At 36.5% G+C, this 16244-nt stretch carries 15 protein-coding genes; 13 read left to right on the plus strand and 2 right to left on the minus strand.

Going from position 1 to position 16244, the window contains the following annotated elements; all coding sequences use genetic code 11:
• The first annotated feature begins 63 nt into the window (after window positions 1-63).
• The 3 genes from ACEPXD_RS01420 to ACEPXD_RS01430 all read left to right on the plus strand — a co-directional run bounded on the left by ACEPXD_RS01420 (window position 64) and on the right by ACEPXD_RS01430 (window position 4731).
• Window positions 64-1476 (plus strand): M20 family metallopeptidase, encoded by a 1413-nt coding sequence (locus tag ACEPXD_RS01420; protein ID WP_391119217.1) that lies wholly within the window; start codon window positions 64-66, stop codon window positions 1474-1476.
• Window positions 1477-2084: 608 nt separating this feature from the next.
• A complete protein-coding gene (locus ACEPXD_RS01425; protein ID WP_391119219.1) occupies window positions 2085-3062 on the plus strand; it encodes a BMP family lipoprotein in 978 nt (325 codons plus the stop codon).
• A 19-nt stretch (window positions 3063-3081) separates the two neighbouring features.
• Window positions 3082-4731 carry a methyl-accepting chemotaxis protein gene (locus ACEPXD_RS01430; RefSeq protein ID WP_391119221.1) on the plus strand — a complete coding sequence of 550 codons (1650 nt, stop codon included), beginning with the start codon at window positions 3082-3084 and terminating at the stop codon, window positions 4729-4731.
• A 125-nt stretch (window positions 4732-4856) separates the two neighbouring features.
• Here ACEPXD_RS01430 and ACEPXD_RS01435 read toward each other — a convergent pair whose 3' ends face one another.
• Window positions 4857-5759 (minus strand): DUF899 family protein, encoded by a 903-nt coding sequence (locus ACEPXD_RS01435; protein ID WP_391119223.1) that lies wholly within the window; start codon window positions 5757-5759, stop codon window positions 4857-4859.
• 426 nt (window positions 5760-6185) lie between these two features.
• Here ACEPXD_RS01435 and ACEPXD_RS01440 point away from each other — a divergent pair, with 426 nt between their 5' ends.
• The 10 genes from ACEPXD_RS01440 (at window position 6186) to ACEPXD_RS01485 (ending at window position 15472) form a co-directional block, all read left to right on the plus strand.
• Window positions 6186-6902: a GntR family transcriptional regulator gene (locus ACEPXD_RS01440; protein WP_391119225.1), complete on the plus strand. Its 717-nt coding sequence runs from the start codon at window positions 6186-6188 to the stop codon at window positions 6900-6902.
• A 114-nt stretch (window positions 6903-7016) separates the two neighbouring features.
• Window positions 7017-7625 carry a hypothetical protein gene (locus ACEPXD_RS01445; RefSeq protein ID WP_391119227.1) on the plus strand — a complete coding sequence of 203 codons (609 nt, stop codon included), beginning with the start codon at window positions 7017-7019 and terminating at the stop codon, window positions 7623-7625.
• Window positions 7626-7762: 137 nt separating this feature from the next.
• The gene (locus ACEPXD_RS01450; protein ID WP_391119229.1) at window positions 7763-8548 is read left to right on the plus strand and encodes an energy-coupling factor transporter transmembrane component T; all 786 of its coding nucleotides are present in this window, start codon (window positions 7763-7765) and stop codon (window positions 8546-8548) included.
• Complete coding sequence (locus ACEPXD_RS01455) at window positions 8545-9393, plus strand: energy-coupling factor ABC transporter ATP-binding protein (protein ID WP_391119231.1); 849 nt, start codon at window positions 8545-8547, stop codon at window positions 9391-9393. Before ACEPXD_RS01450 ends, ACEPXD_RS01455 begins: the two co-directional genes overlap by 4 nt.
• Window positions 9394-10197, plus strand: coding sequence for an energy-coupling factor ABC transporter ATP-binding protein (locus ACEPXD_RS01460; protein WP_391119232.1), 804 nt, complete (start codon window positions 9394-9396; stop codon window positions 10195-10197). It abuts the gene before it with no gap.
• Window positions 10198-10237: 40 nt separating this feature from the next.
• Entirely contained in the window at window positions 10238-10981 is a 744-nt protein-coding gene (locus ACEPXD_RS01465) for a BtpA/SgcQ family protein (protein ID WP_391119234.1), read from the plus strand.
• A 30-nt stretch (window positions 10982-11011) separates the two neighbouring features.
• Window positions 11012-11974, plus strand: coding sequence for a carbohydrate kinase family protein (locus ACEPXD_RS01470; RefSeq protein ID WP_391119236.1), 963 nt, complete (start codon window positions 11012-11014; stop codon window positions 11972-11974).
• Window positions 11975-12004: 30 nt separating this feature from the next.
• Complete coding sequence (locus tag ACEPXD_RS01475; RefSeq protein WP_391119238.1) at window positions 12005-12493, plus strand: ureidoglycolate lyase; 489 nt, start codon at window positions 12005-12007, stop codon at window positions 12491-12493.
• Window positions 12494-13558: 1065 nt separating this feature from the next.
• Window positions 13559-13936: a PH domain-containing protein gene (locus tag ACEPXD_RS01480; protein WP_391119240.1), complete on the plus strand. Its 378-nt coding sequence runs from the start codon at window positions 13559-13561 to the stop codon at window positions 13934-13936.
• A gap of 510 nt (window positions 13937-14446) precedes the next feature.
• Window positions 14447-15472 carry a threonine aldolase family protein gene (locus tag ACEPXD_RS01485; RefSeq protein ID WP_391119242.1) on the plus strand — a complete coding sequence of 342 codons (1026 nt, stop codon included), beginning with the start codon at window positions 14447-14449 and terminating at the stop codon, window positions 15470-15472.
• Window positions 15473-15516: 44 nt separating this feature from the next.
• Here ACEPXD_RS01485 and ACEPXD_RS01490 read toward each other — a convergent pair whose 3' ends face one another.
• A complete protein-coding gene (locus ACEPXD_RS01490) occupies window positions 15517-15894 on the minus strand; it encodes an SET domain-containing protein (protein WP_391119244.1) in 378 nt (125 codons plus the stop codon).
• Window positions 15895-16244: the final 350 nt, after the last annotated feature.

The raw sequence follows: 16244 nt of genomic DNA on the forward strand, positions 1-16244 counted from the left end.
TAGGTAAGAGACTTCTTGTGAATGAAGTTAAATAAATAATAATTTTCTAATGAGGTGAATGAATTGGATTATCGTGATGCTCTATCAAAAATTATTGAAGAGAAACGTCAAAAATTGATTTCTGTGAGTGATCAAATTTGGGATTATGCTGAAACAGGCTTCGAAGAATTTCAATCAGCAGAATTATTATGTAAAACTTTAGAAGAAGAAGGTTTTACAGTTGAAAAAGGTGTAGGAAATATCGATACCGCCTTTATAGGCAGCTTTGGGACAGGTAAACCGATTATTGCTATATTAGGTGAATTTGATGCCTTGACTGGTCTAAGCCAAGTTGGTGGAGAAACTGAGTATAATCCAGTAATAACAAATGGCAATGGGCATGGCTGTGGACATAATTTACTTGGTACAGGTGCATTAGCAGCTGCAATTGCGATCCGTTATTACTTAGAAGAAAACAACCTAGAAGGAACGGTTCGATACTACGGATGTCCCGGAGAAGAAATTGGAAGCGGAAAAACCTTTATGGTAAGAGAGGGCCTATTTGATGATGTAGATTTTGCCGTATGCTGGCACCCATGGTCTCGAAATGCCGTTTGGTCCATGTCATCTCTTGCTTGTTATGAAGTTTCCTATAGATTCAGAGGAAAAAGTGCTCATGCCGCTGCTAGTCCATATCTTGGAAGAAGCGCGCTTGATGCAGTTGAACTAATGAATGTGGGTGTAAACTATTTACGGGAACATATTATTCCTGAAGCAAGGGTTCATTACGCCATAACCAATTCAGGCGGATTTTCACCAAATGTCGTTCAAGAAAAGGCAGATGTATTATATTTTATTCGTGCACCACGTGTATCTCAAACAGAAGAAATCTATCAACGTATTTGCGATGTTGCAAGAGGCGCTGCTCTTATGACCGGAACACAATTAGAAATAGAATTTGCTTCTGCTGCCGCTGATATATTGCCAAATAATACATTAGAAAAAGTCATGCATGATAATTTTGTCGCTTTAGGCGTTCCTCAGTATGATGAAAAGGAAGTCCAATTTGCGAAAGCTATTCGAGCAACTTTATCTGAGGCAGATAAGAGAGAAGATATTAAGGCCAATAAACAACTAGAAGGAAAAGATTTAGCAGACGTCATTGATCCATTTATTCCGTCAAATGGGATGTTGCCAGGTACAACCGATGTCGGCGACGTGAGTTGGATTGTCCCTACCGTACAATGTTTGGTAGCGTGTGAACCAGTCGGAACACCGCTTCATACTTGGCAGGTGGTTTCAACTGGAAAAACCTCAGTTGCTCATAAAGGAATGCTTCATGCTGGTAAAGTCATGGCAGCAACTGCAATTGAAGCCCTTCTTAACCCTGATGTCCTTGAAAAAGCGAAGGTAGAATTAATTGAGCAGCGAAATGGTGAAGACTATGTATCACCCATTCCGCCTGAAGTTATGAAGTATAAACTTCAGACAGTGTAAAAGAGATGGAATAGGCTTTTATATCCTATTGCATTATGCGTACACCACTTGATGATAAGTGGTGTATTTTTTTGGTTTACCCTGTATATCTATCGATAGATAGTTCATATTTTTAGTTCAGGGTACCTTTCAATGTTGCCTAACCACTCTGGATTTCAATATTATTAATCCACTTGATGCGATATCTAATAAGCAATAACGATATTTAATGAATGGAGGAATATATATGTATAGCTTCAAGAACGATTACAGTGAGGGAGCACATCCTAGAATGGGGAGAAACGGACAAACATCAGCCACAGGATTACCGAAAAGAAAAAAAGCCGAGGAATGTGACACGGTCACTTCCCTCGGCTTTCGTTCTCTCGTTAAAGGTGTAGGGGATGTGCAGTTCAAACCCGGGGGAGGGGTTAACCCTTTCCAAATTCCTTCGATCTAGTGTATTAAAATGAGATACCTACTCGAAAAGAATGGATTGTCATTTTTACAAAAATGGTGACAGTTCCCAAAAATATCTTATAATTTCGTGTATTACACTTACTATTAATAACTTAATCATCAAGACGATAGAAATCTTGTGACAACACTAAACAGTTAGGAATGGTTATATGCGCAAACATTTTATCATTTGTATAATATTGATCTTTGCATCAGTACTATCTGCATGTTCTAATGATAATGAAAACCCAGATACCCCAAAAATTAAGATAGGAATAATGCTTTCCGAAGCGGGATTAGGAGATCAGTCTTTTTCTGATTTAGGATTTACTGGACTTGAAAAAGCTAGAGACGAATTAAATATTTCTTTCGATTACCGAGAAATTAAAGATACCAAAACCTATGAAGAAGGACTAGAACAGCTTGTAGCGGAAAAAAATGATCTAATAATTGGGTTAGGTTTTGCTATACATGATGCACTTGAAGCGGTTGCAAAAAAATATCCAAATAGTACTTTCTTGCTAATCGATGCTAAGTCGGAATTACCAAACGTCATTAATGTAACGTTCAAGGAAGACGAGGCATCCTATTTAATAGGAGCAATAGCAGGCATGAAAACTAGTAGTAATGTCGTTGGATTCGTTGGTGGAATAGACAACCCGATTATCAAAAAGTTTGAAACTGGTTTTATAAAAGGTGTAAAAGAAGTTAATCCAGAAGCGCAAGTACTTTCTAAGTATGCAGGAAGCTTCGGTGACGAAAAATTAGGTGAAAGTATAGCGAATGAGATGATTTTATCTAAAGTAGATTTTATCTATCCGGCTGCAGGATATACTGGAGTAGGTGCCATACTAGAATCGCAACGAGCTGGAATATATTCATTTGGTGTAGATAGCGATCAGTTTTATTTAGCCGAAAAAGCAGTAGTTTCTTCTATGTTAAAACAAGTCGATGTTGCTATATTTAATGCCGTAAAAGAATGGGCTGAAACAGGAAAGATTTCAAAAAAGGATTATGAATTAGGTATAAAAGAAGCTGGTGTAGATATAGCTCCTATACGCATTATTGAACTTTCGTCAGCGGAAAAAAACAAACTCGAAAAGCTAAAAGAAGATATTTCAAATGGATCCATTACTGTAAATGAGTAGGAAGTGAGATGATAGACAAATGAAACTTAAACAAAAGATATTAATGATTTCGATTATCCCTTTATTGTTATCTGCCTGTATTATTGGCTACAATATTATTCAGTTATCAGCTTTAAAATCTTCAACTGAAGAGATTGTCCAATCTTTAGTTACAGTAGAAGAACTAAATAGTTCATCAAAAAGCCTTCAAAAATCTTTAAATGCTTACTCATTAAATCTTTCGGAAAGCAATAAAAACGACATCGAGGTAGATTTAGCATCTATTAAGTCTATTTACGATCAATTATCGCCTTCCTTAACAGGTAATGATCAAAAAGAATTATCTAAACAAATCTCACATAAATACGAAGAAATATTAAATGAATCTAATAGTGCAATAAAAGATCAAAATGAATCTGAAATTAAGCGTCAGTCTCTACGAACTAAAGGTTTAACTAACGACGTTATTGAGATGAAAAGAAATATCACGACACAATATGCGACTATGCAAGCAGATTTACAAACTAAGATCAATGGAATTGTATCTATTTCCATTATTTTAGACTTACTACTTTTAGTAGGAAGTATTATACTCGTTTTCTTCTTCACCAATCGGATTGTTCAACCAATAAGAAAAATCACAAAAAATGCAGAAGAAATTGCAAATGGAAACTTATTGGTAAGTCATGTAAAAGTACATACGCGCGATGAAGTGGCTGCCTTACAAAATGCCTTTGGACAAATGACGATTAATTTAAGAGATGTTATTACACATGTTTCTGATAGCTCCAATCAAGTTGCGGCTTCAGCTGAAGAGTTGATGGCAAGTGCAGATGAAACGATGAAGGGTACTGAATTAATTTCTTCCTCCATTCAATTAGTATCAGAAGGAGCAGAATTACAAACTTCTATGTCGGATAAGTCAGCACAATCAGCAGAAGAAAGCTCATATGCTATCTCTCAAATAGCGGAAAAAGCAGAATTAGCATTACAGCTAACCCATTCGACAAATGAAAAGACTCAACAAGGTTCTAACTTTGTTAAAGATACTGTAGAGCAGATGAATCTAATAAATGAATCTGTAGAAAATACTGACCATGCACTTGTCACTCTAAACGACCGTACGAAAGAAATAGTTCATGTATTAAAGTTAATCACAGACGTTGCAGAACAAACAAATTTACTAGCACTAAATGCAGCAATAGAAGCTGCAAGAGCTGGAGAAGCTGGAAAAGGATTTGCAGTTGTAGCAGATGAAGTTAGAAAGCTTGCAGAACAAACTAGACATTCTGTTATAGGCATTACAAGTATAGCTACAGAAATTGAAAGTGATACGAAAAAAACAGTTGCATCGATCAATGACGTAAAGGATCGTGTTCGCTCTGGACTAAATATTACTTATGACACGCAAATCACATTTAATGATATTCTCGTAGCCGTAGAACAAGTAAAAGAGCAAGTAGGCAACATTTCAACTATTTCAAATGATATTAAAGTTAAAGTGACACAAGTATCTGTTAATGCAAAAGAAATGTCCACTGTTGCTAAGGTAACTTCAGATAGCTCCAATTCAGTAGGTGCCGCATCCGAGGAACAATTAGCATCAATGGAGGAAGTCACTGCGGCAGCTGTATCCTTAGCTAATCTAGCGGAAGAATTACAACATAGAGTATCCCGATTTACTATATAGCTTGAAATAATAATAATCATAAAGCATGTCACAAAAAACCTTTTCTGGTTAAATGATGAACATGCTTTTTTGTTTAATACCACCATGTTATAGATTAAATTATGCCCCTGCAACCCAATGAATATTCACTTTGCTATTTCAAACAGATGAAACATCAATCCATATGGATCTGCAATCATCACGCTCTTTTCTGCGTACTTCTTCGTAATTACACAATTATTTTCTATTAGAAGATTCATAGCCATTTCAAAATCCTCTACTGCAAATTCAAAAAATGTATTGTTTTCCGAGCTTTCATCAATGAAGAAGTTTGTACCACTCATTGAGAACTTCGTTTCCTTCTCCAAAGTTTGTTCCTTTTTCATTCCTAAAATATTCTCATAGAATTCAACGGCATTAGGATAATCGGTAACACCTACTGCAATATTATTTGTTAATTGGAATAGGGAGTGACTGTTTATATTCTGTTTAGCAACGACATCATTTGAACCGGATGGCAGCAAATCGAATAGTGGCCAAGTCAAACAAAAATCGTCGCCAGGTCCAAATGGTGCTTGTGCAATTAGATAAATATTACCTTCGTTATCTTTACGGAAAGTGGACACGCCAGGATGGTGATGCTTCCCACTTTGGAAGCCCATATCTTCTGTAAAAGTACTCTCTTTAGTTGAAATCATCGGAAACCGCCATTTTCGACTTGCAGCAAAATCCTCTTGCACTTCGGGTGTATCTGGAGAAGCTAAAACGAAGCCAGCTTTAGCAATTAAATGATGAAATACACCGTTAATACCATCCGCCCACATTGTACAGTAAGAACAACCTTTTCCCATATTATGAACAACAATTAGTTCATTCTTGTTGCCAAACAACTCTCGTAAGGTAGTGTGTTGATGAGTGGATGTAGTGAATTCATAGTTATGAACAACTCTTTCTGGTACGGACATTCTTAGCTCCGTAAGTTTTTCCTTCTTCTCAAGAATTTCATTTTGAAGCGCTTCAATCTGGGACTTTAAATCGGACGATGACATATGTGTTCAGCTCCTTTTCGTATACTATACTTATTCCATGACGCATACCCTTTTTCCTTCGTTGAAACGGTTTGGCTACTTCAAGAACAAGTGAAGAGAATTTGTTAGGTGCAATTCTGAAAAGTATCTAACGCAAAGATATTAAATAATCTGTTAGAGGAAAACCATTACGCTATACTATTCGAAAAATAGACTATAATTGCATGTAGAATAGAAGTAACCAGCTCAAATCTTGGTTGACTTCTTTTTTGTATGCAGTTGACCTAGGTCGAATAGTTATGATTACTATAATTTATAGATACTATCCGCTAATCTCAAATAAAATAAAGAATTAATAGACTATTGACACTAGTTAATTATTGATCTATTATTAACTTGTACACATAAGTGGTCAACTACTACAGTATGACTAAAGGAGGATTAGAATTGCTAGATAAGAATGATTTTACTCCTTTGTATATTCAACTATATCGTCAATTGAGGTTGAAGATAGTAAATGGGGAGTACAAACAAGGGGAAGCGATTCCATCTGAAACCGAGATGATGAAGTTGTTTGATACGACTCGAGGTACGATTCGAAAAGCGCTGTCTTTGTTAGTAAATGAGGGGCTAGTCCATCAAGTTCGTGGGAAAGGTACTTTCGTTCGACTAAGTCCACTTCAGTACAGCATTACCAATTTTGGTGGCTTTACGGATTATTTGAAAAACCGTAATGAGTTAGCCGTTTCAAAAGTATTAGAACAAAGCAGGATCACAATTGATGGTGAAGAATACTATCAGTTGACGCGAGCTCGAGGTGTGAAGAAAGAAGATTCCGTTAGCTACTTAATGATTGATACCTCGTTGCTTCCAGTGAGTTTATTTCCAGACTTAGACAAAAACAATTTTGAAAATGAATCGCTTTACAAAATACTGCGTGATCAGTATCGAGTTAAACCAACGCGTTCGGAAATCTCTTTGTCACCAGTTTTAATAGATGACCAAATGAGAAATATTCTAGAGTTAAAAAATGAAGAAGTGGCATTACTGAAAGCGGAAGGAAATATATACGATCAAAACAATAGAAAAATAGAAAAAGTGAAAATCGTTTATTCACCAACTATTGAGTTCAATATAATGACGAGTATTAACTCGTCAAAATAAATGTTTTGATGTAGTTGGTGGAAGCGCATACATTTTGACGAGTGCTGTATCCGTGCTGTAAAGATTAAATATTTTTATTTAATTTCTATAAAAAAATTGAATGGGGGATGTCATGTGAAAAAGATGAACAAGTTAACAATTTTTTTAATTCCGATTGGGATTGCAGTAAATTTTATCGGAGGTCAAATCGCACTCTTATTAAAATTACCACTCTATCTGGACTCAATTGGAACGATTACAGTAGGTGCGCTTTGCGGTGGAATACCAGGAGCAATCGTTGGAGCAATCACAAACGTTAGTATTTCCGTTTCAAATCCTACAACCATTGCTTACATTTGGTTGAATATCGGTTTCGGTTTACTTGCTGGTTATTTATCTAAAAAAGGTGTATTTAAAAAACTATGGAAAACAGTTATTGCTGGTTTGGGCTTCGCCGTTATTGGTGGTGGTGTTGGGTCAATGATTACTATATTACTATTTGATGGGTTAGGTGCTGGGACGACAGGTATGATTACCGGAATGCTAATGACACTGGGCTTATCGGTTCAGGCAGGTGCATTTATTTCTGAGTTGTTTGCTGATTTACTTGATAAAATTCCGACATTAATTATTGTATTTTTCATTCTTAAAAGTATTCCAATACGAACATTGGCCAAGCTTCCACTTGGACACGTTTTGATTGACAAGGATAAGTTGCAAGGTGGGGCTCGAAAAGTAGCCTGACAGTGAGTAGAACATTATAGTGCATTCGCTTATCCCTGCATGTAGCTTATTTCTGCATGTGGGGAATTTTGTTATATCTACATTGGAATAGATTCGAATGTTGAGAGATTCCACGATTTTGAAAAGGAGACATGGAAATGGATTATGAATTTATCAATTCGTTTAAAAAGCCACAAGTACAAAATAATTGGTTTTTGGATCTTAATCCGCTAAGTAAGTTAAATATCATCCTCATTTTAGCGATTATTCCGATTGTCGCTAAGAGTTGGGTAGTCAGTGTGGCGGTCATCCTCTTTTATTTTATTCTCGCAACGGCGTCCAGTCGTATCAAACAGTTCTCAAAAGTCTATATTCGGCTTGGGCTTCTGATAGGTTCGTTACTCTTCATCATGAGGGCGATGTTCATACCTGGAGAAGACGTACTGATGAAATTAGGCTTTCTCACGATTACTCAAGAAGGCGTGGACCACGGGTTGCAGTTTGCTACATTGGTTGTGGCAATTTGCGGAGCGCTTGTATTTTATAGTGTTGCGACGCAAGCGAAAGACTTAATGCTTGCCCTAGAAAAAAAAGGTGTCCCTCCTACGGGTACCTATGTCATTCTATCTTCGCTCCAGTCCATTATTGACCTTGGAAGCATGTCGAAGCTAATTATGGAATCACAGAAAGCGAGGGGAATCGAGACGGAGGGAAAAGCCATTCATCGAATTAAAGCTTTTTTCCCAATACTAGGACCGTTGTTTTTAGGGGCTATCTCAAATTCAGAAGAAAAGGCCATTGCAATGGATGCAAGAGCATTTTATGCACCCGCAAAAAATACGCATTTACGTGAATTACGGCTGGTTCCCACGTCTGAGAAAATGATTTTGCTAATCGTCAATTTTACTTTTATAGGATTTATCGTATGGAGGGTTGTTGGATGAACTGTATTTCACTTAAAAATGTATCCTATAAGTATCCCTATATGGAAGAATTCGCTCTGCAAGAGCTGAATTACGCGTTTGAAACAGGGAAATGCTACGGTATTATTGGGGCGAACGGAAGTGGAAAAACAACATTTTGTAATTTACTTAGAGGGATGATTCCTCATTTTTTCGAAGGTGATCTTACGGGTGATGTTTTGATCGAAGGGAACGATGTGCGCAATTGGGATAGTAATTTATTATCCACCAAAATAGGGTATATCTTTCAAAATCCGTTTACACAAATCAGTGGAATTAAAGACACTGTCTTTGAAGAAATTGCGCTTGGTCTTGAAAACCTGGGTGTGGAAAAAGAAGTGTTGATCGATCGAGTCATCGAAGTTGTGAAGCTTTTAAAACTGGAACAGCTCATCAAGAAAAATCCAAATAATCTTTCGGGTGGTCAAAAACAACGCGTTGCATTTGCATCCATTATTGCCATGAATAGCGATATTCTTGTGATCGATGAACCGACTTCGCAGCTCGATCCGGAGAGTAGTGCGGAGATTTTTTCGATTATCAATCTGTTAAAAGAACAGGGGAAAACTATTTTTCTAGTTGAACATAAAGTGGATTTGATAGCCGAGTACACAGATGAGGTTATCGTGTTAAAAGATGGTCGTATTGCCTTAAGTGGTTCTGCGCTAGACGTGTTTTCCAATATAGATTTGCTTCAAATGGGTGTTATGCTTCCCCAAGCAGCTATGCTCAGTTACGACATGCAAAAGGCGAATAAAACATTCGATACAATCTCGATAACGAAATCCCAGGTAATAGATCAGATCAAACAAAGGGTGGGTGTATAAATGGAAGCAATTGAGTTAAAGAATGTTTCGTTTGCTTACCCTGATGGACATGTAGCTAACGAAGAGCTGAATTTGATCATTCAAAAAGGGGAAAGAGTAGCTATTGTAGGACAGAATGGAGCAGGAAAGACGACAGCAGTGAAGTTAATGAATGGGCTAAACAAACCTACGAGCGGTGATGTGCTCATTAATGGCGTGAATACCAAAACGCAAACTACCGCCCAAGTTTCAGCCTATGTGGGCTACGTTTTTCAAAATCCGGATGATCAGATTTTTAATAGTAATGTCCAAAAAGAAATCGAATACATGCTTCATTATTTAAAACTAGATTCACAAGAAATCGAGCGACGTGTCAGTCGGGCAGTAGAACTGACAGGGATCGATGGCTATTTAGATATGAATCCATTCGATGTGCCCTATTCAATCAGGAAGTTTATAACTATCGCCATGGTATTGGCTCTTGAAACCCCTTATATCATCCTAGATGAACCAACTGCAGGACAAGATTTACATGGAATTCAAACACTCACTAACCTGTTAGATAGACTACAGGAAGAGGGGAAATGTGTCGTTACGATTACCCATGATATGGAGTTTGTGGCGGATAATTTTACACGTGTAATAACCATGGCAAATAAAAGGATTATTGCAGATGATTCGGCACGGAATACATTTTGGTCTACAGAAATTTTAACGGAGGCTAGGCTTAAAAAGCCTCAAATTGGAGAGATTTCTGAGGAACTTGGAATGGAAGGAAATATCATCTACCGACATGAACTGGTGGAACTACTAAATAAGAAGTAATGAATAGACAAACACAAAAAATTGGTATGAGGTGAAGGGATTGCGTATCCAAAAAGAAAATTTTCTAAGCTTGTTTCATGTAAAAAAACCTATATTGGCAATGATTCATTTGAAAGGTGAAAGCAATGAAGAGAAGGTTGGAATTGCTAAACTGGAAATTGATCAATTGATTGACAATGGTATTGATGCTGTAATCATTGAAAATTATTTCGGTACCCCTGAAGTTGTGGAAGAAGTGTTGAACTATCTCTATTCAGAACGAAAAAACATCATTTATGGTGTCAATGTTCTTGATGATGATAAGAAAGCATTTGAACTTGCAGTTAAATACGATGTAAAATTCATTCAGTTGGATTCGGTCGCAGGACATCTGAACTTAGATGAAGATCGCGAGTTTGATGAATGGATTACGAATGCACGTAAACAAACGAATGCCTTTGTACTTGGTGGCGTTCGATTTAAATATCAACCTTATTTGTCAGGCAGAACGTTAGAAGAGGATTTAACAATTGGGATGACTAGATGCGACGCAATCGTTGTGACAGGCGAGGGGACAGGTCTAGAAACAGATATATTGAAAATCAATGCGTTCAGAAAAATTATGGGGAATGACCACCCCCTTGTTGTCGGAGCGGGCATTACTGCAGCTAACTTTAAAGAGCAACTTGATGTAGCTGATGCTGCAATTATAGGAAGCTATTTGAAGGACACATTTAAAGATGATGGAAATGTTAGTGTTGAAAACGTGCGTCATTTTATGACGCAAGTAAATAACGTACGATAGGCTTTTCCTATCGGTAGTGGAGGGGTACATATGAAGAGCGATTATTCTTTTTTTGTTGGAGACATTGCGTTAGACGAATATTATAGAGCCCCGTATTGGCCGGGGATTCGTGAAAAAGTCCTTGTTGAAACGTTAGACGCTTACGTAGGCGGAATGATAGCGAATGCAGCAAGTGTCTATGCGGCTTATAATGAAAATATTTACTATCTTGCTTTGCTTAATAGCGGAAACATTACACAAATCCTATGTAAAGATTTAGAGGATAGAGGAATAGACACGCGGTATATTCTCCATGATGATTCGCTACCAGATGCGAAGAATATGATTATTTTAGCAGAAGATGACCATACATTATTTATTCCTACATTGGGAATTACTCATTTTGAGATAACGCATGAAATTATCGATGCAATGTGCAAGGCAAAATACGTATATACATGTATTTCAGAAATCAGACCTTTACGATGTGGAGATATGAATGCAATCGATATTATTAGGAAAGTCAGAGCAAGTGGTGCGAAAATGGTCTATGATCTGGATGTCGCTCATTTAGAAGCGGGTGACGAATTATTTATAGAAGAGATGGACATTGTATTTTTCAACACGATTGGTTTTGATACCTATCGAAAAGAGAAAACAGCTGAACAAGCTGTCTCTCAATTACTTGAATTTGGAACAGAAATCGTAGTCGTTACACATGCAGAAGAGGGATGTGTTGTATATACAAAAGATGAGCAGATTCATGTTCCAGGAATCCCAGTTGAAGTTGTCGATGTAACTGGAGCGGGTGATACATTTTGCAGTTCGTTTATTCATGCGCTAAATAAAAGTGATGATTTAGCACTTGTTGCCCGTTTTGCAAACGCAGCAGCTGCCCGAGCAGTGACTGTCATGGGTCCTCGTGGTGGAGTGGCTTCAAACGAGGAAATTATGGACTTTATGAAAGACCGGAATCTTCTCCTAGACAATGCGTTCGACTGTTTCTTAGTCTAAATGACATACATAATGGGAAGAGGGTAACGTATGAAAATCATTGCACAACCTGTTTCATCAATTGATTTCTCGGAATATGGAAAGTACTACAATATGAGTAATCAACCTCATAATGTTGTGCTTTCAGAAGGTGATGGATGGAAAGATAGTATGACGGATGCACCTCTTATACATTCGGAAGGGCATTTAGGATTAACTGTTGGATCACCTTTACCAAACAAAACATATAAAATGGAAAGACATTTGCATACAGAAGAAGCCCTTTTTTGCATGGCAGATCCCATTGTGTTGGCGATTGCAAACAGCGGAAATCGGCAACACCCTAGAGCGGAAGATATTAAAGCAATCATCATTCATCCTGGGGAAGCTGTTGTGTTGAAAGAAGGGATTTGGCATGATGCCTGTCATGGTATTGATGGTGTGGTACCTTATTACTGGTTCGCACAAGTCCTAGACACACCAACCGAGTGGATAGAAATAGAAGATGGACCGGTTGAAATTAGAGTTACTGCAGACTAAGATGTAGTAATTCTGTCATTCAACCATAAAAATAACCCATCCTTGAGTTAAGCGCTCGAAGGGTTACTACTACCTAATCAATAGCCAATCCTCTTGGGGGAACCGACTATTATATTTGGCCATTTGATGCACAAACATCAAGTGGTCTTTTTTATTGTACTCAGATGTTACATCTATGTATACATTTGAAAGTTTTGTTTTTCAAGTAAGTGTGGTGTATTAGTCCTTAAACAAAATTGTATTAGAACCTGGCACCTTTCATCTATAGAGGATGTTGATAAGTTGTGTATATCTTTTCAATCACAATTTATTGAAGTTATCCACATGTAGATAAGTTGCTTTTATTTAAACGCTTGAAAAATAATTATCCTCGTAGAGTTGATATCAAGACGTTTGTCGTACAATTGAAACGATGCAAGGAGCCGGATATGAATTACCAACTTGTTGAAAACCTATCCAAAACGACGTGCTTTTGTGGATAAATTACGGAAGTTGCAATAATAAATTTAGTATAACGAGTAAAGCAAATGTGGACGAGAGCAGTGCATATTCAGTATTTACTTGCAGATTTATTATGTTGTACTCTTCGTATGATTAGAAGAATTTTAGGTGGGATAGTGGAGGAAATGTTGAAGAAAAATCAATAAGTAGATATCTCTAGCTGCAACAAGTAGGGATATCTACTTTTCTATGTTTCCAATTCTCATTATTAATATAAAATCTCTCCTATGCGACAACCGTTTGTAATAATAGCTTCAGTAACTCTTCTAATGTTTCTGGTAATTGTTCTGGTAGACCTAAAGAATTTTTCATTTCTATTCCTCCTTCAATCTCTTATTCTATTAACAATATAGGTAATCTATTTCGATTTTATACATAGTTTTAGGAGAAAATATTAAAAAAGTTATTAAACTCTTAAAAGATTTTCGAATTATCAATTGAGAGTATAGCTTTCCATTTGATAAAGATTAATTGGAAGGCTATTTATTATTTTTGAGATATACTAGAAGGAGATTTAGTCACTGTTCTTGAATGGATATAAAATACGTTTTAGGAGGAATTAGAATGGGTTTTTTAGATGGGTTGATGGGGAATGCTTCGGAGATAGAAAATGATAAAGTAGAAAGTGAATTGAAGGATTTACTTACTCCTGCTGAAAGGGTAGAACATGCATATAAGCTTATACGAGATCTTATTGTTTTTACGGATAAACGTCTATTACTTATTGATAAACAAGGTGTAACTGGGAAAAAGGTAGAGTATCACTCAATTCCATATAAAAGTGTGGTGCATTTCTCTATTGAAACGGCAGGTACCTTTGACTTGGATGCAGAATTGAAAATTTGGTTATCGGGAAGTGCGGCTCCTATTCAGAAAAAATTCAACAAATCCTTAAATATATATAAGGTACAAAGTGTTTTAGCGGATTATGTAATGAAGTAATAGATAGGGGAGCGGCTTGCTGAAATAATGGTTGCATATGTAGCGAAATCTCATCCTTTTTTTAGCAAGCGAGTTCTTTACTAATAAGAGCAAAGAGCATTGTAAAAATGCTGTAAAATCAAAAATTGTAATTTGCCCTTCGAAAATAGCTTAATGGAGTAGTGGAGGAGATGATTTGATTTTACATACATGAGTTAATTTCATAAATAGCATTTAATTATTAAACACGAACAATACTTAATTTATTGATTGGAGCGACAGGCAGCGATTCCAGCGGGATGAGTGAGACAGATAAACATTACAAACGACGCGAATGCGGAAATCATGCTGATTTATGAAGATTTTATTATACATATTCTTACATTTCACTTTAATGTTGTTCGTGTTTTATGCTCTAAATTTGAATTATGAAATTGATTCACTTAATAGATTTTGAGTTTCAAAGAGAGTATATTAATAAATATTATTCTGCATCTAGCTCATACCGAAAATTGGAATGGAGGAATATATATGTATAGCTTTAAGAATGATTACGCAGAAGGGGCTCATCCAAGGATTTTACAAGCCTTAATGGAGTCGAATTTAGTGCAAGAAGATGGGTATGGTGGTGATCGCTATACACAAAATGCGATTGACTTATTAAAACAAAAGCTACAGAATCCCGAAGTCGATATCCATTTGTTATCAGGCGGGACGCAAACAAATTTGATCGCAATTTCCGCTTTTTTACGACCACATGAAGCGGTGATAGCAACTAGTACGGGGCATGTTTTTACACATGAAACGGGTGCTATTGAAGCTACGGGCCATAAAGTTATTTCCGTAGAAACAGAAGATGGAAAACTGAATCCTACTCAAATTAAAGAAGTGTTAGATCTCCATACTGATGAGCATATGGTAAAACCAAAATTAGTTTACATATCAAACTCGACGGAAATAGGTTCTATTTATAATAAGCAAGAACTGACAGATTTAAAAGACTTTTGCGGAGAACATAATCTACTGTTGTATATGGACGGGGCAAGACTAGGATCTGCGTTGTGCTCCACTGAAAATGACTTGAAGTTAAGTGATATCTCGACACTTGTGGATGCTTTCTATATTGGCGGGACAAAAAATGGAGCTCTTTTAGGTGAGGCATTGGTCATTTGTAGAAATTCATTAAAAGAGGATTTTCGTTTTCATTTGAAGCAAAAAGGAGCTTTATTAGCGAAAGGGAGATTATTAGGTATCCAGTTTTATGAGCTGTTTAGAGATGATTTGTTTGCTGAATTGGCCCAGCATGCGAATGATATGGCCGCTATTCTTAGGGAAGGATGTAGCGCTGCTCAATTATCATTTTTAATACATTCTCCGTCCAATCAAATCTTTCCAATTTTGCCGAACTATCTTATTACAGAGCTCCAAAAAAGTTATTCGTTTCTTATTTGGGAAAAGATTGATTCTACACATTCCGCGATTCGATTAGTTACCTCATGGGCAACAAAAGAGGATGAGGTACGAGCTTTCGTCGAGGCAGTACAAAAAATAAACTAAAAAACAATAACCATCTATCAGTTATCTTGATAGATGGTTACTTTTTATTCCTGATTAAACCATAGTGGATCCTTGTCATCAACGTCTCCATTATAATTAATCAAAATTTCATCTCCTGCTTTTATATCCTCGAAAGCAAAGAAGTCAAATGTGTGATTTTTAAAATTAATCTCATATGTTGCATTAGGTTCATAAGAATGGTTAAACAACATTCCATAACCAAGAAGGATAGCAGATTTATCTAACCCATACTCAAAAGCGTAATCACCTAGTATGGTTTGCTCAACGTATTGATGCTGTTCGTTTGGATAAGCAATGACAGGTGCTTCATGTAAAAGCTCTCCTTTTTTGATATCCACTTTAGCAAATACCCCTCTATTGAATTCTCCATCACTTAATGAAGATGTTTTTACTTCAATCATGTTTATTCGCCTACTCACTATTAATATATTCTTTCTAACTGTAACATTAATTTGAACATTGAGCTCTTTTTATTTGTTTTCAGACGACTTTATTATTAATTAATCGACTTTATTGGCACCGAATTAGGGTCCCTGTCCTAAAAGAATTCAAAGTTGTTTTAGAATTGGTACCTTTAATATAGTATTGACAATCCAATGTCTCAGTCCTTGCAAGAAGCTGGGTTAAGGCATGGATGATTTTATATGTAACTAGAGTTCTGTGGAAATACTTCGCCCTTTTTTATTAGCTTTAAATAGTCTATAATTATTAAATGACGGCAGGTATTATAATTTATAAATAATTAGTACAA

The organism is Psychrobacillus sp. L3, assembly GCF_042945595.1.
In the GTDB taxonomy this organism is placed as follows: Bacteria; Bacillota; Bacilli; order Bacillales_A; family Planococcaceae; genus Psychrobacillus.